The organism is Serpentinimonas sp. SSL01 (assembly GCF_056323735.1).
This window is the reverse complement of sequence record NZ_CM150487.1, coordinates 1,366,275-1,388,144: the sequence shown is the minus strand read 5'-3', so window position 1 is coordinate 1,388,144 and position 21,870 is coordinate 1,366,275. Positions and strand designations below refer to the sequence as shown.

Genomic DNA, 21,870 nt, shown 5'->3' with positions numbered 1-21,870 from the left:
CCTTAAGGGTGCGGCCAGAATCCAAGTACCTGGAGAATCCCCCGTGTTTCCCGTCCCCGCCCCCGCCCTGCTCGCGCTTGCCGACGGCACGGTCTTTCGCGGCACCGCCATCGGTGCCACCGGCCAGACCGTCGGCGAAGTGGTGTTCAACACCGCGCTTACCGGCTACCAAGAAATCCTCACCGACCCCAGCTACCGCCAGCAACTGGTCACGCTCACCTACCCGCACATCGGCAACACCGGCGTCAACGAGCAAGACGTGGAGTCCGACGCCATCCACGCCGCCGGCCTGATCATCAAAGACCTGCCGCTGCTGCACTCCAACTTTCGCGCCAGCAGCAGCTTGGGCGAGTACCTGCAGCGCAATGGCACGGTGGCCATCGCCGGCATCGACACCCGCGCCCTCACGCGCCGCCTGCGCACGCATGGGGCACAAAACGGCGCCATCGTCGCCTTGGCAGCGGGCCAGAGCCTGAGCGATGCGGTGGTGGCGCAGGCGCTGGCCGCCGCTCGCAGCGCACCCAGCATGGCTGGGCAAGACCTGGCGCGGGTGGTGAGCACGGTGCAGCCCTACGCGTGGACACAGGCCGAGTGGCAACTGGCGCGCGCCGACGGCAGCCCCGGCTACGGCGAGCTGCAGGCGCCGCGTTTTCACGTCGTGGCCTACGATTTTGGCGTCAAGAAAAACATCCTGCGCATGCTGGCGCAGCGCGGCTGCCGCGTCACCGTGGTGCCGGCCCAAACCCCGGCGGCCCAGGTGCTGGCGCTGCGCCCCGACGGCGTGTTCCTGTCCAACGGCCCCGGCGACCCGCAGCCCTGCGACTATGCCATCGCCGCCGCCGCCGAGCTGATCGAATCCGGCCTGCCCACCTTCGGCATCTGCCTCGGGCACCAGATCATGGCCCTAGCCAGCGGCGCGCGCACCTACAAAATGCCGCACGGCCACCACGGCGCCAACCACCCGGTGCAAGAGCTCGCCAGCGGTCGCGTGGCCATCACCAGCCAGAACCACGGCTTTGCCGTGGAGCGCGAATCGCTGCCGGCGCACCTGCGCGTGACCCACATCAGCCTGTTCGACGGCACCGTGCAGGGGCTGGAGCGCACCGACCGCCCGGCCTTTTGCTTCCAAGGCCACCCCGAGGCCTCGCCGGGCCCGCACGACATCGCCAACCTGTTCGACCGCTTCACGGCGCTCATGGCCGCAAAGAAAGCTCAACATGCCTAAGCGTTCAGACATCCAAAGCATCCTCATCATCGGCGCCGGCCCGATCGTCATCGGCCAAGCCTGCGAGTTCGATTACTCCGGCGTGCAAGCCTGCAAAGCGCTGCGCGAGGAGGGCTACAAGGTCATCTTGATCAACAGCAACCCGGCCACGATCATGACCGACCCGGCCACCGCCGACGTCACCTACATCGAGCCCATCACCTGGCAGACGGTGGCCAAGATCATCGCCAAGGAGCGACAGCTCAACCCCGGCGGTTTTGCGATTTTGCCCACCATGGGCGGCCAGACCGCGCTCAACTGCGCGCTCGACCTCTGGCGCCAAGGCGTGCTGGCGCAGTACGGCGTTGAGCTGATCGGGGCCACGCCCGAGGCCATCGACAAGGCCGAAGACCGGCTCAAGTTCAAAGACGCCATGACCAAGATCGGCTTGGGCTCGGCGCGTTCGGGCATCGCGCACAGCCTGAGCGAGGCCTGGGAGGTGCAAAAACAGGTCGGTTTCCCGACCGTGATCCGGCCCAGCTTCACCCTCGGCGGCAGCGGCGGCGGCATCGCCTACAACCCCGAAGAGTTCGAGACCATCTGCAAGCGCGGGCTGGAAGCCTCGCCCACCCACGAGCTGCTGATCGAAGAGTCGCTGCTGGGCTGGAAAGAGTTCGAGATGGAGGTGGTGCGGGACCGCGCCGACAACTGCATCATCGTCTGCTCGATCGAAAACCTCGACCCCATGGGCGTGCACACCGGCGACTCGATCACCGTGGCGCCGGCGCAGACGCTCACCGACAAAGAGTACCAGCTGATGCGCAACGCCAGCTTGGCGGTGCTGCGCGAGATCGGTGTCGATACCGGCGGCTCCAACGTGCAGTTCGCGCTCAACCCGCGCGACGGGCGCATGGTCGTGATCGAGATGAACCCGCGCGTTTCGCGCTCGTCGGCGCTGGCTTCCAAGGCCACCGGTTTCCCGATCGCCAAGGTGGCGGCCAAGCTGGCGGTGGGCTACACCCTCGACGAGCTCAAAAACGAGATCACCGGCGGCGCCACCCCGGCCTCGTTCGAGCCCAGCATCGACTACGTGGTGACCAAGATCCCGCGCTTTGCCTTCGAAAAATTCCCCGCTGCCGACAGCCGCCTGACGACGCAGATGAAGTCGGTGGGCGAAGTCATGGCCATCGGGCGCACCTTCCAAGAGAGCTTCCAAAAGGCGCTGCGCGGGCTCGAGGTCGGCGTCGATGGCATGAACGAAAAAACCCAAGACCGCGAAACGCTCGAGCGCGAACTCGGCTCCCCGGGCCCGGAGCGCATCTGGTTCGTGGGCGACGCCTTTGCCGCCGGCTGGACGCTGGCCGAGGTGCAGCAGATCACGCGCATCGACCCCTGGTTTCTGGTGCAGATCGAAGACATCGTGCGCATCGAGCTGGGGCTGGATCGGCACACCGCCGAGCACGGCGCGCAGGCGCTGGCGGCCCTGAGCGCCGACACGCTGCGCACGCTCAAGCAAAAAGGCTTTTCCGACCGCCGCTTGGCCAAGCTGCTGCACACCCACGAGCAAGCCGTGCGCGCCCAGCGCCACGCCTTGGGCGTGCGCCCGGTTTATAAGCGCGTCGATACCTGCGCCGCCGAATTCGCCACCGCCACCGCCTACCTGTACTCTAGCTACGAGCAAGAGTGCGAGGCCGAGCCCAGCGAGCGCAAAAAAATCATGGTACTGGGCGGCGGGCCGAACCGCATCGGGCAGGGCATCGAGTTCGATTACTGCTGCGTGCACGCCGCGCTGGCCCTGCGCGAAGACGGCTACGAGACCCTGATGGTCAACTGCAACCCCGAGACCGTCTCGACCGACTACGACACCAGCGACCGGCTCTACTTCGAGCCGCTGACGCTCGAAGACGTGCTCGAAATCGTGGCCAAAGAGCGCCCCGAGGGCGTGATCGTGCAGTTCGGCGGCCAGACGCCGCTAAAGCTCGCGCTCGGGCTCGAGGCCGCCGGCGTGCCGATCATCGGCACCAGCCCAGACATGATCGACGCCGCCGAAGACCGCGAGCGCTTCCAGCAGCTGCTGCACCGCCTCGGGCTGCGCCAGCCACCCAACGCCACCGCGCGCACCGAAGTCGAGGCCATGGACAAAGCCGGCGCGCTGGGCTACCCGCTGGTGGTGCGCCCGAGCTACGTGCTGGGCGGGCGGGCGATGGAGATCGTGCACGAGCCGCGCGACCTCGAGCGCTACATGCGCGAGGCGGTCAAGGTCAGCCACGACTCGCCGGTGCTGCTGGACCGCTTCCTGAGCGACGCCATCGAGTGCGACGTCGATTGCATCCGCGACGCCAGCGGCGCCGTGCTCATCGGCGGCGTGATGGAGCACATCGAGCAAGCCGGCGTGCACTCGGGCGATTCGGCCTGCTCGCTGCCGCCGTACTATCTGAGCGCAGCCACTGTCGATGAAATCAAGCGCCAGACGGCGGCCATGGCCGGCGCCCTCAACGTGGTCGGGCTGATGAACGTGCAGTTCGCGATACAGCAGCTCGACGGCGTCGATGTCATCTACGTGCTCGAAGTCAACCCGCGCGCCTCGCGCACCGTGCCCTTCGTCTCCAAAGCCACCGGCATCCAACTGGCCAAGGTGGCGGCGCGCTGCATGGCCGGCCAGACGCTGGCGCAGCAGGGCATGACGCGCGAAGTGGTGCCGCCGTACTTCAGCGTCAAGGAAGCGGTGTTCCCCTTCGTCAAGTTCCCCGGCGTGGACACCATCCTCGGCCCCGAGATGAAGTCCACCGGCGAGGTCATGGGAGTCGGGCGCAGCTTTGGCGAGGCCTTCGTCAAGTCGCAGCTCGGGGCCGGCACCCAGTTGCCGCGCCCCAGCGACGCCGTGCGCAAGGTGTTTTTGTCGGTCAAGGCCGACGACAAGCCGCGTGCGGTGCAGGTGGCGCGCGAGCTGCACGCGCTCGGCTTTGAGCTCGTGGCCACGCGCGGCAGCGCCGCCGCCCTCAACGCCGCCGGCGTGCCGTGCGCGCAGGTGAACAAAGTCGCCGAAGGCCGGCCCAACATCGTTGACCTGATCAAAAACGGCGACATCGCCATGGTCATCAACACCGTAGAGGAGCGGCGCAACGCCATCGCCGATTCGCGCTACATCCGCACCTCGGCGCTGGCCAACCGCGTCACCACCTTCACCACCATCTCGGGCGCCGAAGCGGCAGTCGAAGGCATCAAGTGCCAAGACTCGCTCGGCGTGGTCTCGGTGCAAGAGTTGCACGCGCTGCTGGCCGGGTTATAATCACAAGGTCTGCCTATTTTGGGCAGGCCATTACACGCCTGTTGCGGCAAGCGGCGGCTTGGGGCCTTGGTGCCTTGAGCTGACCGCACCCTGCGGCAGGACGCACGTTCACCTAGAAAGCCAACATGATCGCTCAATCCGTCAAAGCCGAAGTGATTTCGGCCAACGCCCGTGCACCCCACGACACCGGCAGCCCCGAAGTACAGGTCGCCATCCTCACGGCGCGCATCAACGAACTCACGCCGCACTTCAAAACCCACGCCAAAGACCACCACGGCCGCCGTGGCCTGCTGCGCATGGTCAGCCGTCGGCGCAAGCTGCTCGACTACCTCAAGGGCAAAGACGCCGACCGCTACGTGAGCCTGATCCAAAAGCTCGGCTTGCGCAAATAAGAACCGCACCCAAGCGGCCTTGCCCTTTTTCGTTCATCGTGCAAAACGCCTCGGTCGCCCTGCCGCCGCAGGCGTTTTTTGCGCTTCATTTCCCCTCTAGGCCAGGCGTGCTCATTCAGAGCGAAGCTGTGTCATTCCAAAGCCGTCGCGCGCGCCGCGGCGGCACTGGAATGGCATCGTGTTCTGAAGGCTCGGCCGTCGGCCCACCACCCCCACCACTCTAGGAACACTCATGGGTCTGTTTAATAAAGTCAGCAAAAGCTTCCAATGGGGCCGCCACACCGTGCGCCTCGAAACCGGCGAAATCGCGCGCCAGTCCAGCGGTGCCGTGCTGCTCGACATGGACGGCACCGTGGTGCTGGCCACCGTGGTCGCCAAAACCGACGCCAAGTCGGGCCAAGACTTTTTCCCACTCACCGTCGATTACCTCGAAAAATCCTACGCCGCCGGCAAGATTCCGGGCAGCTTCTTCAAGCGCGAAGGGCGCCCGAGCGAGTTTGAAACCCTCACCAGCCGCCTGATCGACCGCCCGATTCGGCCCCTGTTCCCCGAGGGCTTTTTCAACGAAGTGCAGGTGGTGGTGCACACCCTGTCGCTCAACCCCGAGGTCGATGCCGACATCGCCGCCCTGATCGCCACCAGCGCCGCACTGTCCATCAGCGGCATCCCCTTCAACGGCCCCATCGGCGCCGCGCGGGTGGGCTACGTCAACGGCCAGTACATCCTCAACCCCGGCCAGACCGAGCGCGCCAACAGCCAGCTCGACTTGGTGGTGGCCGGCACCGAAGCGGCGGTGCTGATGGTCGAGAGCGAAGCGCAGCAGTTGTCCGAAGAGGTGCTGCTGGGCGCCGTGGTCTTTGGCCACGAGCAAGGCAACATCGCCATCGCCGCCATCAACGAACTGGTGCGCGAAGCCGGCAAGCCCGAGTGGGACTGGCAGCCGCCGGCGCGCGACGAGGCGCTGATCGCCCGCGTCGAGGCGTTGGGCCGCGAGGCCCTGGTGGCGGCCTACCAGATCCGCAACAAGCAAGCGCGCACCCAAGCCTGCCGCCAAGCCTACGCCGCCGTGCACGCCGGGCTCAAGGCCGAGGGGCTCGCGTGCGACGCGGTCAAGGTCGAAGAGCTGCTGTTCAACATCGAAGCCGGCATCGTGCGCGGGCAGATTTTGGCCGGCGAGCCGCGCATCGACGGCCGCGACACCCGCACCGTGCGCCCGATCGAAATCCGCACCGGCGTGCTGCCGCGCACCCACGGCTCGGCGCTGTTCACGCGCGGCGAAACGCAGGCGCTGGTCATCGCCACCTTGGGCACCGAGCGCGACGCGCAGCGCATCGACGCGCTGGCCGGCGATTTTGAAGACCGCTTCATGCTGCACTACAACATGCCGCCCTTTGCCACCGGCGAGACCGGGCGCGTAGGCAGCCCCAAGCGGCGCGAGATCGGCCACGGCCGCTTGGCCAAGCGCGCGCTGGTCGCCGCGCTGCCACCCAAAGACGAGTTCCCCTACACCGTGCGCGTGGTGAGCGAAATCACCGAGTCCAACGGTTCGTCGTCCATGGCTTCGGTCTGCGGCGGCTGCTTGGCGCTGATGGACGCCGGCGTGCCCATGAAAGCGCACGTGGCCGGCATCGCCATGGGCCTGATCAAAGAGGGCAACCGCTTCGCCGTGCTCACCGACATTTTGGGCGACGAAGACCACCTCGGTGACATGGACTTCAAGGTTGCGGGCACCCCAGCCGGCATCACCGCCTTGCAGATGGACATCAAAATCCAAGGCATCACCAAAGAGATCATGCAAGTCGCGCTGGCGCAAGCCAAAGAGGCGCGCCTGCACATTCTGGGCGAGATGCAAGCGGCGATGGGGCAGGCCAACACCGAGATTTCGAGCTTTGCGCCGCGCCTCTACACCATGAAGATCAACCCGGAAAAAATCCGCGACATCATCGGCAAGGGCGGCGCCACCATCCGCGCCCTGACCGAAGAGACCGGCACCCAGATCGACATCGCCGAAGACGGCACCATCACCATCGCCAGCAGCGAAGCGGCCAAGGCCGAACACGCCATGCGCCGCATCGAGGCCATCACAGCCGAAGTGGAAATCGGCAAGGTCTATGAAGGCCCGATCACCAAGATCCTCGATTTCGGGGCCCTGGTGAACCTGCTGCCCGGCAAAGACGGCCTGCTGCACATCAGCCAGATCGCGCACCAGCGCGTCGAAAAAGTGACCGACTACCTCAAAGAGGGCCAGATCGTCAAGGTCAAGGTGCTCGAGACCGACGAAAAAGGCCGCATCAAGCTGTCGATGAAGGCGCTGCTCGATCGCGACGAGGTGCAACCGGCGCAGCAGCCGCAAGACGACTGAACCTTGGCCGCTGCAACGTATCTCAAGGGCCCACCATGCGCAAAAATCTGATCGTCGGCAACTGGAAGATGAACGGCAGCCTAGCGGCCAACGCCGAGCTGTTGGCTGCGCTCAAGGCGGGCTTTGATGCGGCGCAAGCCGATCTGGCGCTGTGCGCGCCGGCCCCCTATCTGTTGCAGCTGCAGGCGGCCTTGCAAGGCAGCGGTATCGACTGGGGCGCGCAGGATGTGTCGGCGCACGAGGGCGGGGCCTACACCGGCGAGGTCAGCGCCGCCATGCTGCGCGACTGCGGCTGCCGCTACGTCATCGTCGGCCACTCGGAGCGGCGCCAATACCACCACGAGAGCGACGACTTGGTGGCCCTCAAGGCGCAGCGCGCGCTCGCGGCGGGCCTGACCCCCATTGTCTGCGTGGGCGAAACGCTGCCCGACCGCGAAGCCGGGCGCACCGAATTCGTCGTCAAGCGCCAGCTATCGGCCGTGATCCACGCCGTGGGCCACTGCTGCAGCGAGATCGTGGTCGCCTACGAGCCGGTGTGGGCCATCGGCACGGGCCTGAGCGCCAGCGCCGAGCAAGCGCAGGCGGTGCATGCGGTGCTGCGCGCACAACTGCGCGCCGCCACCGGGCAGGCCGAGCGCAACCGCATCCTCTACGGCGGCAGCATGAACGCGGCCAACGCAGCCGAGCTGCTGCGCCAGCCCGACGTCGATGGCGGGCTGATTGGCGGCGCCTCGCTCAAGGCCGCCTCGTTTTTGTCCATTGCTGCGGCCGGCTTGGCTGTGCTGCAAACGAACTGATTTTGGCTTTTGGAGTGTGAGTTCATGAATATTTTCTTAACCTTGCTGCTGGCGGTGCAGCTGCTGTCGGCGTTGGTGATGATCGGCCTGATTCTGGTGCAGCACGGCAAAGGAGCCGATGCCGGCGCCTCCCTAGGGGGCGGCAGTTCGGGCGCTGCCACCCTGTTTGGGGCCAGCGGTGGTTCCAACTTCATGTCGCGCAGCACGGCCATTTTGGCGACCCTGTTCCTCAGCTCCACGCTGGGCTTGGCCTATTTTGGCCAGGCACCCCAAGCCGAAGCGGGCACCGTGCTCGAAACCCTGCCCGTGGCCCCGCCCACGCCCGCCGACCAGATTCCGGGTGCTCCCACACTGCCGGCAGCGCCGGCCACAGCGCCAGCCGGTGCGGGTCAAATTCCCGCACAGTAAGCTTTTCTAAAGCTTCCCCCGATTTTTCAGGTTAAAATTCGGGGCTGGGATGCACATGAGCCTGGGGCTCATCCAGCTGGCTTGGGTGCATCAAAGTTATTTGCCGACGTGGTGAAATTGGTAGACACGCTATCTTGAGGGGGTAGTGGCGAAAGCTGTGCGAGTTCGAGTCTCGCCGTCGGCACCAATCATGCAAAAACCAAACCGCGCCCAACGCGCCCAGCGTGGGATCGGTGGAATGCGCGCGTTTTAGAGAGGCATCAAGATGAATCTAGAGCTTTACCTACCCGTACTCTTGTTTATTCTGGTCGGTCTCGCAGTGGGCGTGTTGCCGCAGTTGATCGGCTACGTTCTGGGGCCCAACCGGCCCGACCCCGAGAAAAACTCCCCCTACGAATGCGGCTTCGAAGCCTTCGAAGACGCGCGCATGAAATTCGACGTACGCTACTACCTCGTCGCCATTCTCTTCATCCTCTTTGACCTCGAGATCGCTTTCCTGTTCCCCTGGGCGGTGGCGTTCAGCGAAATCGGCTTCACCGGCTTCCTCGCCGGCATGATGTTCTTGGCCATCCTCACCGTGGGCTTTGTCTACGAGTGGAAAAAAGGGGCGCTGGATTGGGAGTGAGCGCGTTGCTGTCTGCGTATGCGGCAACGCCAGTTCATTTACACAAGGATCGATGCGATGATTGAAGGCGTACTCAAACAGGGCTTCGTCACCACCAGTTACGACTCGGTGGTGAATTGGGCCAAGACCGGTTCCATCTGGCCCATGACCTTCGGGCTGGCCTGTTGCGCGGTCGAAATGATGCACTCGGCGGCCGCGCGCTACGACCTCGGGCGCTTTGGCGCCGAGGTGTTCCGGGCCAGCCCGCGCCAGTCGGACCTGATGATCGTCGCCGGCACGCTGTGCAACAAAATGGCCCCGGCCCTGCGCAAGGTCTATGACCAAATGGCCGAGCCGCGCTGGGTGCTGAGCATGGGCTCCTGTGCCAACGGCGGCGGCTACTACCACTACAGCTACTCGGTGGTGCGCGGCTGCGACCGCGTGGTGCCGGTCGACGTCTATGTGCCGGGCTGTCCGCCCACGGCCGAGGCACTGATCTACGGCATCATCCAGTTGCAGCAAAAAATCCGCCGCACCCAAACCATCGCGCGCGTTTGAGCGCGGCCGAGGCACCAGCCATGACGACCCCAGCAAGCAAAGGCGCGCCACCCCATCTCGGGTCTTGGAGCGAGCGCCCCGCCGCCTCCGTGCAGCAGACCCTGAGCCAGATCCTGCAAGGCCGGGCCACCGTGGTGCAAAGCCCGAGCGACGAAATCACGCTCGAAGCCGCCGCCACCGATTACCTCGACGTGATGCAGACCCTGCGCGACGTCACCGGCTGCCGCTTCGAACAACTGATCGACCTGTGCGGCCTCGACTACTCGGCTTGGCGCGACCAAAGCTGGGACGGCCCGCGCTACGCCGTGGTGGTGCACCTGCTGTCGGTCTCGCTCAACCAGCGCGTGCGCGTGCGCGTGCGCTGCCCCGACGACGACTGGCCGCAAGTGCCCAGCGTCAGCCACCTGTGGTCGGCGGCCAACTGGTACGAGCGCGAAGCCTTCGACCTCTACGGCATCGTCTTCGATGGCCACCCCGACCTGCGCCGCATCCTCACCGACTACGGCTTCATCGGGCATCCGTTTCGCAAAGACTTCCCGCTCTCGGGCCATGTGGAAATGCGCTACGACCCCGAGCGCCGGCGCGTGGTCTATGAGCCCATCACCATCGAACCGCGCGAAAACACGCCGCGCATCGTGCGCGAAGATCATTACGGCAGTGGCTTGCGCTAAAGGCCGCCGCAGCGGATCCAACCATGGCTGAAATCAAAAACTACACGCTCAACTTTGGCCCGCAGCACCCGGCCGCGCACGGTGTGTTGCGGCTGGTGCTCGAGCTCGACGGCGAGGTGGTGCAACGCGCCGACCCGCACATCGGGCTGCTGCACCGCGCAACCGAAAAACTGGCCGAGCACAAGACCTACATCCAGTCGTTGCCCTACATGGACCGGCTCGATTACGTCTCGATGATGTGCAACGAGCACGCCTACTGCCTGGCGATCGAAAAGCTGCTCGGGCTCGAGGTGCCCATCCGGGCGCAGTACATCCGCGTCATGTACAGCGAGATCACGCGCTTGCTCAACCACCTGATGTGGCTGGGCTCGCACGGCAACGACTGCGGCAGCTCCACCATCCTGATCTACACCTTTCGCGAGCGCGAAGACCTGTTCGATATGTACGAAGCGGTCTCGGGCGCGCGCATGCACGCCGCGTACTTCCGCCCCGGCGGCGTCTACCGCGACCTGCCGGACACCATGCCTCAGCACACCGAGAACAAGGTGCGCAACGCCAGCGGCATCGACAAGCTCAACCGCAACCGCAAGGGCTCACTGCTCGATTTCATCGAAGACTTCACGCAGCGCTTTCCGAGCTACCTCAGCGAATACCACACCCTGCTGACCGACAACCGCATCTGGAAGCAGCGCACCGTGGGCATCGGCGTCATCAACCCCGAGCGCGCGCTCAACATGGGCCTGACCGGCCCGATGCTGCGCGGCAGCGGCATCGCTTGGGACTTGCGCAAAAAGCAGCCCTACGACGCCTACGCCCAAGTCGATTTCGACGTGCCCGTGGGCAAGACCGGCGACACCTACGACCGCTACCTGGTGCGCATGGAGGAGATGAAGCAGTCCAACCGCATCATTCAGCAGTGCGTGGCTTGGCTGCGCGCCAACCCCGGCCCCGTGATCACCAGCAACCACAAGGTGGCGCCGCCGGCACGCGAGGCCATGAAGTCGAGCATGGAGGAGCTGATCCACCACTTCAAGCTCTTTACCGAAGGCTTCCACGTGCCCGAGGGCGAGGCCTACGCCGCGGTCGAACACCCCAAGGGCGAATTCGGCATCTACTTGGTGAGCGATGGCGCCAACAAGCCCTACCGGCTCAAAATCCGTGCGCCCGGTTTTCCGCACCTAGCCGCCCTCGACGAAATGGCGCGTGGCCACATGCTGGCCGACGCTGTGGCGATCATCGGCACCATGGACATCGTGTTTGGAGAGATTGACCGATGAGCAGCCCCAGCCCCATCAAACCCAGCGCCCCGGTGGCGCCCATGGCCTTTGCCGAGGCCACGCTGGCGCGCTTTGCGCGCGAAGTGGCCAAGTACCCCTCCGAGCAAAAGCAGTCGGCGGTGATGGCTTGTTTGGCCATCGTGCAGCAAGAACAAGGCTGGGTCAGCCCAGCTGCCGAGGAGGGCGTGGCCGACTACCTCGGCATGCCGGTCATGGCGGTGCACGAAGTCACCACCTTTTACAACATGTACAACCAGCAGCCGCTGGGCAAGTTCAAGCTCAACGTCTGCACCAACCTGCCATGCGCGCTGCGCGACGGCGTGCAGGCGCTGCAGCACCTCGAGCGCCGGCTGGGCATCCAGATGGGCCAGACCACGCCCGACGGCCTGTTCACCTTGCAGCAGTCCGAGTGTTTGGGCGCCTGCGCCGATTCGCCGGTGCTGCTGGTCAACGACCGCCACATGTGCAGCTTCATGAGCGCCGACAAGCTCGATCAGCTCATCGACGGCCTGCGTGCGGCAAAGGAAGAGGCATGAACGTCAATCAAGTGCTGGAGCAGTTCCAGTCGCGCGGCATCGAAACCTGCTTTCACGGCCGCCACATCAGCCCGCAGATGTACGCCGGCCTCGATGGCAGCAACTGGGGCTTGGCCGACTACGAGGCGCGCGGCGGCTACGCGGCGCTGCGCCAGATCTTGGGGCGCGACGGCGGCCCCGGCCTCACGCCCGAAGAGGTGATCGCCCACGTCAAAGAATCGGCCTTGCGCGGCCGCGGCGGCGCGGGCTTCCCCACTGGCCTCAAGTGGAGCTTCATGCCGCGCCAGTTTCCGGGCCAAAAATACCTGGTGTGCAACTCCGACGAGGGCGAGCCCGGCACCTGCAAAGACCGCGACATTCTGATGTACAACCCGCATCTGGTGATCGAGGGCATGGCCATTGCCGCCTACGCCATGGGTACCAGCGTGGGCTACAACTACATCCACGGCGAGATCTTCCAAGTCTATGAGCGCTTCGAGGCCGCGCTCGAACAGGCGCGCGCTGCCGGCTACTTGGGCGAGCGCATCCTAGGCACCAATTTCAGCTTTCAGCTGCACGCGCACCACGGCTTTGGCGCCTACATCTGCGGCGAAGAAACGGCGCTGCTCGAATCGCTCGAAGGCAAAAAGGGCCAGCCGCGCTTCAAGCCGCCGTTCCCGGCCAGTTTTGGCCTCTACGGCAAGCCAACCACCATCAACAACACCGAAACCTTTGCCGCCGTGCCTTGGCTGATCCGCCACGGCGGCAAGGCTTACCTCGACTGCGGCCGCCCCAACAACGGCGGCACCAAGATTTTTTCGGTCAGCGGCGACGTCGAGCACCCCGGCAACTACGAGGTGCCGATGTGCACCCCGTTTTCTACCCTGCTCGAACTCTGCGGCGGCGTGCGCAAGGGGCGCCGGCTCAAGGCCGTGATCCCGGGCGGCTCCTCGTCGCCCGTGCTGCCCGCTGAATTGATGATGTGCTGCACACTCGACTACGACTCGATCAGCAAAGCCGGTTCCATGCTGGGATCGGGCGCGGTGATCGTGCTCGACGACAGCCGCTGCATGGTCAAGGCGCTGCACCGCCTGAGTTATTTTTACATGCACGAGTCCTGCGGCCAGTGCACCCCGTGCCGCGAGGGCACGGGCTGGCTGTATCGCATCGTGGACCGCATCGTGCACGGCCAAGGCCGGCCCGAAGACCTGGCGCTGCTCGACAACGTGGCCGAAAACATCATGGGCCGCACCATCTGCGCCCTAGGTGACGCGGCAGCAATGCCGGTGCGCGCCATGCTCAAGCACTACCGGCACGAATTTGAGCACTACATCGAACACAAAACCAGCTTGGTTGCGGCCACCGTTTGAGAAGCAAAGCGCTATGTTAGAAATCGAACTCGACGGCAAAAAGGTGCAGGTTCCCCCGGGCAGCATGATCATGCATGCGGCCGAAAAGGCGGGCCAAACCATCCCGCATTTCTGCTACCACAAAAAGCTCTCGATTGCGGCCAACTGCCGCATGTGCTTGGTGGAAGTGGAAAAAGCACCCAAGCCCATGCCGGCCTGCGCCACCCCGGTCACGCAGGGCATGATCGTGCGCACCCAGAGCGAGAAGGCGATCAAGGCGCAGCAGTCGGTGATGGAGTTTTTGCTCATCAACCACCCGCTCGATTGCCCGATCTGCGACCAAGGCGGCGAGTGCCAGCTGCAAGACCTCGCCGTGGGCTACGGCGCCGGCAAGTCGCGCTACCACGAAGAAAAGCGCGTGGTGCCGCACAAAGAAGTGGGGCCGCTGATCTCCATGGAGGAAATGAGCCGCTGCATCCACTGCACGCGCTGCGTGCGCTTCGGGCAAGAGATCGCAGGCCAGATGGAACTGGGCATGAGCCACCGCGGCGAGCACGCCGAGATCGAAACCTTCGTCGGCCAGACGGTGGATTCCGAACTCTCGGGCAACATGATCGACATCTGCCCGGTGGGTGCGCTCACCAGCAAGCCTTTTCGCTACCAGGCGCGCACTTGGGAGCTGTCGCGGCGCAAGAGCATCAGCCCGCACGACTCCACCGGCGCCAACCTGATCGTGCAGGTCAAAAACCACCGCGTGCTGCGCGTCGTGCCCTTGGAGAACGAGGCCGTCAACGAATGCTGGATCGCCGACCGCGACCGCTTTAGCTACGAAGCCCTCAACAGCGACGAGCGCCTGACCGAACCCATGCTCAAGCAGGGCGGGCAATGGCGCACAGTCGATTGGCAGACCGCACTCGAATACGTGGCCAACGGCTTGCAGCAGATCAAGGCCGATCACGGCGCCGCCGCCCTAGCCGCCGTCGCCAGCCCGCACTGCACGGTCGAAGAACTGCACTTGGCCACCAGCCTGCTGCGCGGCCTGGGCAGCAGCAGCATCGACACGCGCTTGCGCGCCGCCTGCTACGACCACGCCGCCCCAGCGGGCGAGGCGCGCTGGCTGGGGCTGCCGATTGCCGAGCTGTCTACGCTCGAGCGCGTGCTGGTGGTGGGTTCGAACCTACGCAAAGACCACCCGCTGTTCGCGCAGCGCATCCGCCAGGCGCAGCGCCGTGGCGCCCAAGTGAGCGCCTTGGTGGCCGAAGCCCCCGACTGGGCGCTGCCGCTTGCGCACACATTGCAGGCCGAACCCGGCCGCTGGGCGCTCGAACTGGCGGGCATCGCCGCTGCCGTGGCGCAGGCGCAGGGCATCGAAGCGCCATGCACAAGCTCCGAGCCGGTGAGCGCCGCCGCACGCGCCATCGCCGCCTCGCTGTTGGGCGGCGAGCGCAAGGCGCTGCTGCTGGGCAACGCCGCCGCGCACCACGAGCAAGCCCCCAGCCTGCTGGCGCTGGCGCAGTGGATCGCAGAGCGCACCGGCGCGCGCTGGGGCTACCTGACTGAGGCCGCCAACACCGTGGGCGCGCAGCTGGTGCAGGCGCTGCCCGGTGCCGGTGGCCTCAACGCCACGCAGATTTTGAGCGGTGCCGCCAAGGCGGTGCTGCTGCTCAACGCCGAAGTCGGGCTCGACACCGCCGTCTGCGGCAAAGGGCTGGCGCAGGCGCAGATGGTCGTGTCCTTGAGCCCCTTCAAGGCCAACCTCGAGCACTGCGACGTGCTGCTGCCCATCGCCCCGTTCAGCGAGACCTCGGGCAGCTACGTCAACGCCGAAGGGCGCTTGCAGAGCTTCCACGCCGTGGTGCGGCCGCTGGGCGAGGCGCGTCCGGCTTGGAAGGTGCTGCGCGTTTTGGGTCAGATGCTCGGACTGCCGGGTTTCGAGGCCGAAAGCTCGCAAGCCGTGCTCGCGCAAGCGCTGCCCGGTGTGGCCAGCGGCCAGTTCGTGTCCGCGGAGCGGCTCGACAACCGCAGCCAAGCCGCCATCGACCTCACGCTGGGCAGCGCCACGCCCTGCGTGGCCTCGATCTACCAACTCGATGCCCTCGTGCGCCGCTCGCCAGCGCTGCAGCACACCGCCGACGCTCGCGCAGCCTTGGCCGCCACCCGCGCCAACCAGACCGGAGACCGCGCATGATCGACGCCCTCTACTACGGCGGCCTGAATCTGGTCGCAGCCGCTTGGTGGCAACAGGCGGCTTGGCCGGTGATCTGGGCCCTGATCAAGATCATGGTCATCGTGGCACCGCTGATGGCTGCCGTGGCCTACCTGACGCTGTGGGAGCGGCGCCTGATCGGCTTCATGCAGGTGCGGCTGGGCCCGAACCGGGTTGGCCCGCAGGGCTTGTTGCAACCCATCGCTGATGCCTTCAAGCTGCTCACCAAAGAGCTGATCACACCCACCGCCGCCAGCCCGGGGCTGTTTTGGATCGCCCCGATGCTGGCCATCATGCCTGCGCTGGCCGCTTGGGCGGTGATCCCGTTCGGCCCCGAAGCGGTGCTGGCCAACGTCAACGCCGGTTTGCTGCTGCTGCTGGCCATCACCTCGATCGAGGTTTACGGCGTGATCATCGCCGGCTGGGCCGCCAACTCCAAATACGCCTTCTTGGGTGCGCTGCGCGCCTCGGCGCAGATGGTCAGCTACGAGATCGCCATCGGTTTTTGCTTCCTCGTGGTGGTGATGACCGCCGGCAGCCTGCAGCTGGGCGTGATCGTGGCCTCGCAGCAAGCGGGCATGTTTGCCGACATGGGGCTCAACTTCCTATCCTGGAACTGGCTGCCGTTGCTGCCGATCTTCCTCGTGTTCCTGATCTCGGGTGTGGCCGAGACCAACCGGCACCCCTTCGATGTGGTGGAAGGCGAGGCCGAGATCGTCGCCGGCCACATGGTCGAGTACTCTGGCATGCGCTTTGCCATCTTCTTCCTGGCCGAATACGCCAGCATGTGGCTGATCTCAATTCTGGCCGTGCTCATGTTCTTGGGCGGCTGGGACGCCCCGGTGGCCGCGCTCGACTTCATTCCCGGCTGGATCTGGCTGGCGCTCAAGACCTTCTTCGTGGTCTCGCTGTTCATCTGGATCCGCGCCACTTTCCCGCGTTTCCGCTACGACCAGATCATGCGTCTGGGCTGGAAGATCTTCATCCCCGTCACCTTGATCTGGTTGGTGGTGGTCGCCGTCTGGATGCAGACGCCTTGGAACATTTGGGATTAAGAGGAGCGCACTAGCATGTCTGCCACCGCCGTTGCACCCTTCTCGCTGAAGGATTTTTTCAAGAGCTTTTTGCTCATCGAGCTGTTCAAGGGCATGGCCCTGACCGGCCGCTACGCCTTCAAGCCCAAGGTCACGCTGCAGTACCCGGAAGAAAAAACCCCGCTTTCGCCGCGTTTTCGTGGGCTGCACGCGCAGCGCCGCTACCCCGATGGCGAGGAGCGCTGCATCGCCTGCAAGCTGTGCGAGGCGGTGTGCCCGGCCATGGCCATCACCATCGAAGCCGCCGAGCGCGCCGACGGCACCCGCCGCACCACGCGCTACGACATTGACCTGACCAAATGCATTTTCTGCGGTTTTTGTGAAGAAGCCTGCCCGGTGGATGCCATCGTCGAGACCCACATCCTCGAATACCACGGCGAAAAACGCGGCGACCTGTACTTCACCAAAGACATGCTGTTGGCGGTGGGCGACCGCTACGAAAAAGAGATCGCAGCCGCCCGCGCGGCGGATGCACCCTACCGCTGAACCCGAGCGCTAACCAGGCAGAACACGATATGGATTTTCAAGCGGGTTTTTTCTACGTCTTTGCGGCGCTGCTGTTGTTTGCGGCGTTCAAGGTCATCACGGCGCGCAACGCGGTGCACGCGGTGCTGTACCTGATGCTGGCCTTCTCGCAGGCGGCGGCGATCTTTTTGCTGCTCAAGGCCGAGTTTCTGGCCATCACGCTGGTACTGGTCTATCTGGGCGCGGTGATGGTGCTGTTTTTGTTCGTCGTCATGATGATGGACATCAACACCGAGGTCTTGCGCAAGGGCTTTTGGCGCCATTTCCCGATCACCGCGCTGCTAGGGGCCGTGATCAGCGTGCAGTTGATCGTGGTGCTCTGGTTTGGCTTCCCCCAGATGACGGTCGATCCGGCGGTGCTCACCCGCGGCATGCACGTGCCGGGGCATGAGAACACGCTGGAGCTCGGCTTGCTGCTCTATTCCGCATACCTGTACCCGGTGCAGATCGCGGGCGTGATTTTGTTGGTGGGCATGATCGCCGCCATCGCGCTGGTGCTGCGCGAGCGCAAAGACAGCAAGGCCATCGACCCCGGTGTGCAGGTGCGCGTCAAGGCCAGCGACCGCCTGCAGGTGCTGCACATGCAGCCCACCCCCAAGCCCGGCCCGGCCCCGGCGGATCAGGCCAAGGAGGGCCAGCCATGATGACCAGCCTGACCATCGGCCACTTCCTCTCGCTGGGCGCGCTGTTGTTTGCGCTCTCGGTGGTGGGGATCTTCCTGAACCGCCGCAACCTGATCGTGCTGCTGATGTGCATCGAACTGATGCTGCTGGCGGTCAACATCAACTTTGTCGCCTTCGCCTATTTCCACGGCGATCTGCACGGGCAGGTGTTCGTGTTCTTCATCCTCACGGTGGCGGCGGCCGAATCGGCCATCGGCCTCGCGATTTTGGTGCTGCTGTTCCGCAACCGCCAGTCGATCCGCGTCGATGAGCTCAACACGCTCAAGGGCTAACACATGAGTACTACCCTCTCTGCAAGCACGCTGCTGGCGGTGCCGATGGCGCCGTTGCTCGGCGCGGTGCTGGTCGGCATCTTTGGCACCCGATTGGGCGGCAACTGGTTCGGGCGCCGTCTGTGCCACAGCATCGCCATCTTCGGCGTGCTGGTCTCGTTCCTGCTCTCGGTCTCGGTGCTGCTCGACGTGATCGACGGCGCGCGCTTCAACGACTCGATCTACGAGTGGATGGTGATCGGCGGGCTGACGATGGAGATCGGCTTCATGGTCGATGGCCTCACCGCCATGATGATGGTCGTGGTCACCTTCGTCTCGCTCATGGTGCACCTCTACACCATCGGCTACATGCAAGAAGACGAAGGCTACAACCGCTTCTTCGCCTACATCTCGCTCTTTACCTTCTCGATGCTCATGCTGGTCATGAGCAACAACCTGCTGCAACTGTTCTTTGCGTGGGAAGCGGTGGGGCTGGTGTCGTACCTGCTGATCGGCTTTTGGTACAAGCGCCCGACGGCGATCTTTGCCAACATGAAGGCCTTTTTGGTCAACCGCGTGGGCGACTTTGGTTTCCTGTTGGGCATCGCGCTCATCGCCGCCTACACCGGCAGCCTGAACTACAGCGAAATTTTTGCCAAGCTGCCCGAGCTGGCCACGGTCGAGTTCCCGTGGTACATCTTGGGCCAAGAGTCGCTGCTGGTGACGGTGATCGCCATCTGCCTGTTCATCGGTGCCATGGGCAAATCGGCCCAGTTCCCGCTGCACGTCTGGCTGCCCGACTCGATGGAAGGCCCGACCCCGATCTCGGCCCTGATCCACGCCGCCACCATGGTCACGGCCGGCATCTTCATGGTCGCGCGCATGTCGCCGGTGTTCGAGCTCTCGGACGCGGCGCTCAACTTCATCCTCATCATCGGCGCCATCACCGCGCTGTTCATGGGCTTGCTGGGCATGGTGCAAAACGACATCAAGCGCGTGGTGGCCTATTCCACCCTGTCGCAACTGGGCTACATGACGGTGGCGCTGGGCGCTTCGGCCTACTCGGTGGCGCTGTTCCACCTCATGACGCACGCGTTCTTCAAGGCGCTGCTGTTCTTGGCTGCGGGCTCGGTGATCATGGGCCTGCACCACAACCAAGACATGCGCTGGATGGGCGGCTTGCGCAAGTACATGCCCATCACTTGGATCACGGCCTTGCTGGGCACGCTGGCGCTGGTCGGGATGCCGCTGTTTTCGGGCTACTACTCCAAGGAAGCGATCAAGCTCTCAGCCGATTTCAGCACCCTGCCGGCCGCCACCTTTGCCTACTACGCCTTGCTGGCGGGCGTGTTCGTGACCTCGTTCTACTCGTTCCGGCTCTACTTCATGGTCTTTCACGGCCCCGAGCGCTACCACCTGAACCCGGACGCGCACCACGACGACCATGGCCACCACGGCCACGACGAGAAGCCGCATGAGTCGCCTTGGGTGGTGACGGTGCCGCTCTTGCTGCTGGCGGTGCCCTCGGTGGTGATCGGTTACCTGACCATCGGCCCGATGCTGTTTGGCGATTTTCTGGCCGATGCCGTGCACGTCAACCACGTGCTGCACCCGGCCATGACCGAACTGGCCGCCCTCTACCACGGCCCGCTGGCCTTTGCCCTCAAGGCGTTTAGCTCCATCGGGCTCTATCTGGCCATCGCCGGCGCGCTGCTGGCTTGGTACCTGTACCTGCACAACACCCAGCTGGCCGATCGCTTAGCGCACACCCTGCGGCCGCTGGTGGTGGTGCTGGAAAACAAGTATTACCTCGACTGGTTCAACGAAAACGTGATCGCGCGCGCCACCATGCTGCTGGGCCAAGGGCTGTGGAAGGGCGGTGACCGCGGCGTGATCGAGGCCGGCGTGGTCAACATGAGCTGGAAACTGGTGGGTCGGGTGGCGGCGGTGGTGCGCCAGGCGCAAACCGGCTACCTCTACCACTATGCCTTTGTGATGATCGTGGGTGTGCTCGCGCTCATGACCTACTTCGTCTGGCGCTGAGGAGAATAACAACATGGGTTTGCTGAGCCTTGCGATTTGGGTTCCGATCTTTTTTGGCGTCGCGCTGCTGGTCTTGGGGCGGCACTTTAGTGCGCAGCAGGTGCGCTGGCTGGCGCTGTTGGGTTCCTTGGTTGGGCTGGCGGTCACGCTGCCGCTCTACACCGGCTTTGAAATCGGCGCTGCTGGCTTCCAGTTCGTCGAAAAAGTGCTCTGGATCGAGCGCTTCAACATTCACTACCACCTCGGGGTCGATGGCATCTCGCTGTGGCTGATCTTGCTCACCGCCTTCACCACCGTGATTGCCGTGGTGGCGAGCTGGGAGTCGATCACCGAGCGCGTGCACCAGTACATGGCGGCGTTTCTGATCCTGTCCGGGGCCATGATCGGCGTGTTCTCAGCCCAGGATGCGCTGCTGTTCTTCCTGTTCTTTGAAGCCACGCTGATCCCGATGTACCTGATCATCGGTATCTGGGGCGGCCCGAACCGCATCTACGCCGCCTACAAGTTCTTCTTGTACACGCTGCTGGGCTCGCTGCTGATGCTGCTGGCGCTGATCTACCTCTACAACGCCTCGGGTGGCAGCTTCGATCTGCAAGACTGGTACCAACTGCCGCTCACCAGCACCGAGCAGACGCTGCTGTTCTTGGCCTTCTTGGCGGCCTTTGCCGTCAAGGTGCCGATGTGGCCGGTGCACACTTGGTTGCCCGATGTGCACGTGGAAGCCCCGACCGCCGGTTCGGCGGTGCTGGCGGCGATCATGCTCAAGCTCGGCGCTTACGGTTTTCTGCGCTTTTCCTTGCCGATCACACCCGACGCCTCGCAGGATCTGGCTTGGCTGATGATCGCGCTCTCGCTCATCGCCGTGATCTACGTCGGGCTGGTGGCGCTGGTGCAGCAGGACATGAAAAAGCTCGTTGCCTACTCATCGGTGGCGCACATGGGTTTTGTCACGCTGGGTTTTTTCCTGTTCAACGAGCTGGCGCTGGCTGGTGCCATCGTGCAGATGATCGCGCACGGTTTCGTCTCGGCGGCGATGTTCTTGTGCATCGGCGTGCTCTACGACCGCATGCACTCGCGTGAAATCGCCGACTACGGCGGCGTCATCAACCCGATGCCCAAGTTTGCCGCCTTCGCGCTGCTGTTCACCATGGCCAACGCCGGCATGCCCGGCACCGCCGGTTTCGTGGGCGAGTGGATGGTGATTCTGGGCGCGGTGCAGGCCAACTTCTGGATCGGGCTCGGGGCGGCCACGGCGCTGATTCTGGGCGCGGCCTACTCGCTGCTGATGTTCAAGCGCGTCTATCTGGGCGAAGCCGCCAACGACAACGTGAAAGCGCTGTTCGACATCAACGCGCGCGAATACGGTGTGCTGGCGGTGCTGGCGCTGGCGGTGCTGTTCATGGGCATCTATCCCAAGCCCTTCACCGACGTGATGATGCCGGCGGTGACCGAGTTGCTGCTGCACATCTCGGTCACCAAGCTGCCCTAAGAGAGGCTGAAAGGCAATCACTCATGCCCGCCTTGACGCACCAAAACACCGCCTGCGGCGTTGCAAATGCGCGCCGTAGCGCAGGCTACGGCTGTGCTTTGCGCCTTGCCGGCTGCGCTTTGGCGCGCCCTTTCGGGCACGCACCATTGCCCC

At 64.6% G+C, this 21,870-nt stretch carries 19 protein-coding genes and 1 tRNA gene; all 20 read left to right on the top strand.

Features of this window, described 5'->3' with window-relative positions; translation table 11 throughout:
- Window positions 1–43: 43 nt before the first annotated feature.
- The gene (carA, locus tag ACVMK0_RS06560; protein ID WP_045535843.1) at window positions 44–1,225 is read left to right on the top strand and encodes a glutamine-hydrolyzing carbamoyl-phosphate synthase small subunit; all 1,182 of its coding nucleotides are present in this window, start codon (window positions 44–46) and stop codon (window positions 1,223–1,225) included.
- A complete protein-coding gene (gene carB, locus ACVMK0_RS06555; RefSeq protein WP_476463319.1) occupies window positions 1,218–4,493 on the top strand; it encodes a carbamoyl-phosphate synthase large subunit in 3,276 nt (1,091 codons plus the stop codon). The genes carA and carB overlap by 8 nt, the downstream gene beginning before the upstream one ends.
- A 125-nt stretch (window positions 4,494–4,618) precedes the next feature.
- The gene (gene rpsO / locus ACVMK0_RS06550) at window positions 4,619–4,885 is read left to right on the top strand and encodes a 30S ribosomal protein S15 (protein ID WP_045535841.1); all 267 of its coding nucleotides are present in this window, start codon (window positions 4,619–4,621) and stop codon (window positions 4,883–4,885) included.
- A gap of 232 nt (window positions 4,886–5,117) precedes the next feature.
- Complete coding sequence (pnp, locus tag ACVMK0_RS06545; RefSeq protein ID WP_250960229.1) at window positions 5,118–7,247, top strand: polyribonucleotide nucleotidyltransferase; 2,130 nt, start codon at window positions 5,118–5,120, stop codon at window positions 7,245–7,247.
- Window positions 7,248–7,282: 35 nt separating this feature from the next.
- Window positions 7,283–8,044, top strand: a complete 762-nt coding sequence (gene tpiA, locus ACVMK0_RS06540) for a triose-phosphate isomerase (RefSeq protein WP_476463318.1) — start codon at window positions 7,283–7,285, stop codon at window positions 8,042–8,044.
- 24 nt (window positions 8,045–8,068) lie between these two features.
- Window positions 8,069–8,452, top strand: coding sequence for a preprotein translocase subunit SecG (gene secG, locus ACVMK0_RS06535; protein ID WP_476463317.1), 384 nt, complete (start codon window positions 8,069–8,071; stop codon window positions 8,450–8,452).
- A 102-nt stretch (window positions 8,453–8,554) separates the two neighbouring features.
- A tRNA-Leu gene (locus tag ACVMK0_RS06530) sits at window positions 8,555–8,639 on the top strand.
- Window positions 8,640–8,717: 78 nt separating this feature from the next.
- The gene (locus ACVMK0_RS06525) at window positions 8,718–9,077 is read left to right on the top strand and encodes an NADH-quinone oxidoreductase subunit A (protein WP_045535837.1); all 360 of its coding nucleotides are present in this window, start codon (window positions 8,718–8,720) and stop codon (window positions 9,075–9,077) included.
- Window positions 9,078–9,134: 57 nt separating this feature from the next.
- The gene (locus ACVMK0_RS06520; RefSeq protein WP_045535836.1) at window positions 9,135–9,614 is read left to right on the top strand and encodes a NuoB/complex I 20 kDa subunit family protein; all 480 of its coding nucleotides are present in this window, start codon (window positions 9,135–9,137) and stop codon (window positions 9,612–9,614) included.
- 20 nt (window positions 9,615–9,634) lie between these two features.
- A complete protein-coding gene (locus ACVMK0_RS06515; protein ID WP_476463316.1) occupies window positions 9,635–10,285 on the top strand; it encodes an NADH-quinone oxidoreductase subunit C in 651 nt (216 codons plus the stop codon).
- Window positions 10,286–10,308: 23 nt separating this feature from the next.
- Window positions 10,309–11,562: an NADH-quinone oxidoreductase subunit D gene (locus tag ACVMK0_RS06510; protein ID WP_476463315.1), complete on the top strand. Its 1,254-nt coding sequence runs from the start codon at window positions 10,309–10,311 to the stop codon at window positions 11,560–11,562.
- Window positions 11,559–12,098 (top strand): NADH-quinone oxidoreductase subunit NuoE, encoded by a 540-nt coding sequence (nuoE, locus tag ACVMK0_RS06505; protein WP_476463314.1) that lies wholly within the window; start codon window positions 11,559–11,561, stop codon window positions 12,096–12,098. Before ACVMK0_RS06510 ends, nuoE begins: the two co-directional genes overlap by 4 nt.
- On the top strand, window positions 12,095–13,447 hold the full coding sequence (nuoF, locus tag ACVMK0_RS06500) for an NADH-quinone oxidoreductase subunit NuoF (protein WP_476463313.1): 1,353 nt from the start codon (window positions 12,095–12,097) through the stop codon (window positions 13,445–13,447). The genes nuoE and nuoF overlap by 4 nt, the downstream gene beginning before the upstream one ends.
- Before the next feature lie 13 nt (window positions 13,448–13,460).
- Window positions 13,461–15,614 (top strand): NADH-quinone oxidoreductase subunit NuoG, encoded by a 2,154-nt coding sequence (nuoG, locus tag ACVMK0_RS06495; RefSeq protein ID WP_476463312.1) that lies wholly within the window; start codon window positions 13,461–13,463, stop codon window positions 15,612–15,614.
- The gene (gene nuoH, locus ACVMK0_RS06490) at window positions 15,611–16,687 is read left to right on the top strand and encodes an NADH-quinone oxidoreductase subunit NuoH (protein WP_476463311.1); all 1,077 of its coding nucleotides are present in this window, start codon (window positions 15,611–15,613) and stop codon (window positions 16,685–16,687) included. Before nuoG ends, nuoH begins: the two co-directional genes overlap by 4 nt.
- A 15-nt stretch (window positions 16,688–16,702) precedes the next feature.
- Window positions 16,703–17,212, top strand: coding sequence for an NADH-quinone oxidoreductase subunit NuoI (gene nuoI / locus ACVMK0_RS06485; protein WP_250960236.1), 510 nt, complete (start codon window positions 16,703–16,705; stop codon window positions 17,210–17,212).
- Window positions 17,213–17,241: 29 nt separating this feature from the next.
- On the top strand, window positions 17,242–17,895 hold the full coding sequence (locus tag ACVMK0_RS06480; protein WP_476463310.1) for an NADH-quinone oxidoreductase subunit J: 654 nt from the start codon (window positions 17,242–17,244) through the stop codon (window positions 17,893–17,895).
- Window positions 17,895–18,206, top strand: coding sequence for an NADH-quinone oxidoreductase subunit NuoK (gene nuoK, locus ACVMK0_RS06475; RefSeq protein WP_045535827.1), 312 nt, complete (start codon window positions 17,895–17,897; stop codon window positions 18,204–18,206). The genes ACVMK0_RS06480 and nuoK overlap by 1 nt, the downstream gene beginning before the upstream one ends.
- 3 nt (window positions 18,207–18,209) lie before the next feature.
- Window positions 18,210–20,228 (top strand): NADH-quinone oxidoreductase subunit L, encoded by a 2,019-nt coding sequence (gene nuoL / locus ACVMK0_RS06470; protein WP_476463309.1) that lies wholly within the window; start codon window positions 18,210–18,212, stop codon window positions 20,226–20,228.
- A gap of 13 nt (window positions 20,229–20,241) precedes the next feature.
- A complete protein-coding gene (locus ACVMK0_RS06465; RefSeq protein WP_250960239.1) occupies window positions 20,242–21,717 on the top strand; it encodes an NADH-quinone oxidoreductase subunit M in 1,476 nt (491 codons plus the stop codon).
- The last annotated feature ends 153 nt before the right edge of the window (window positions 21,718–21,870 follow it).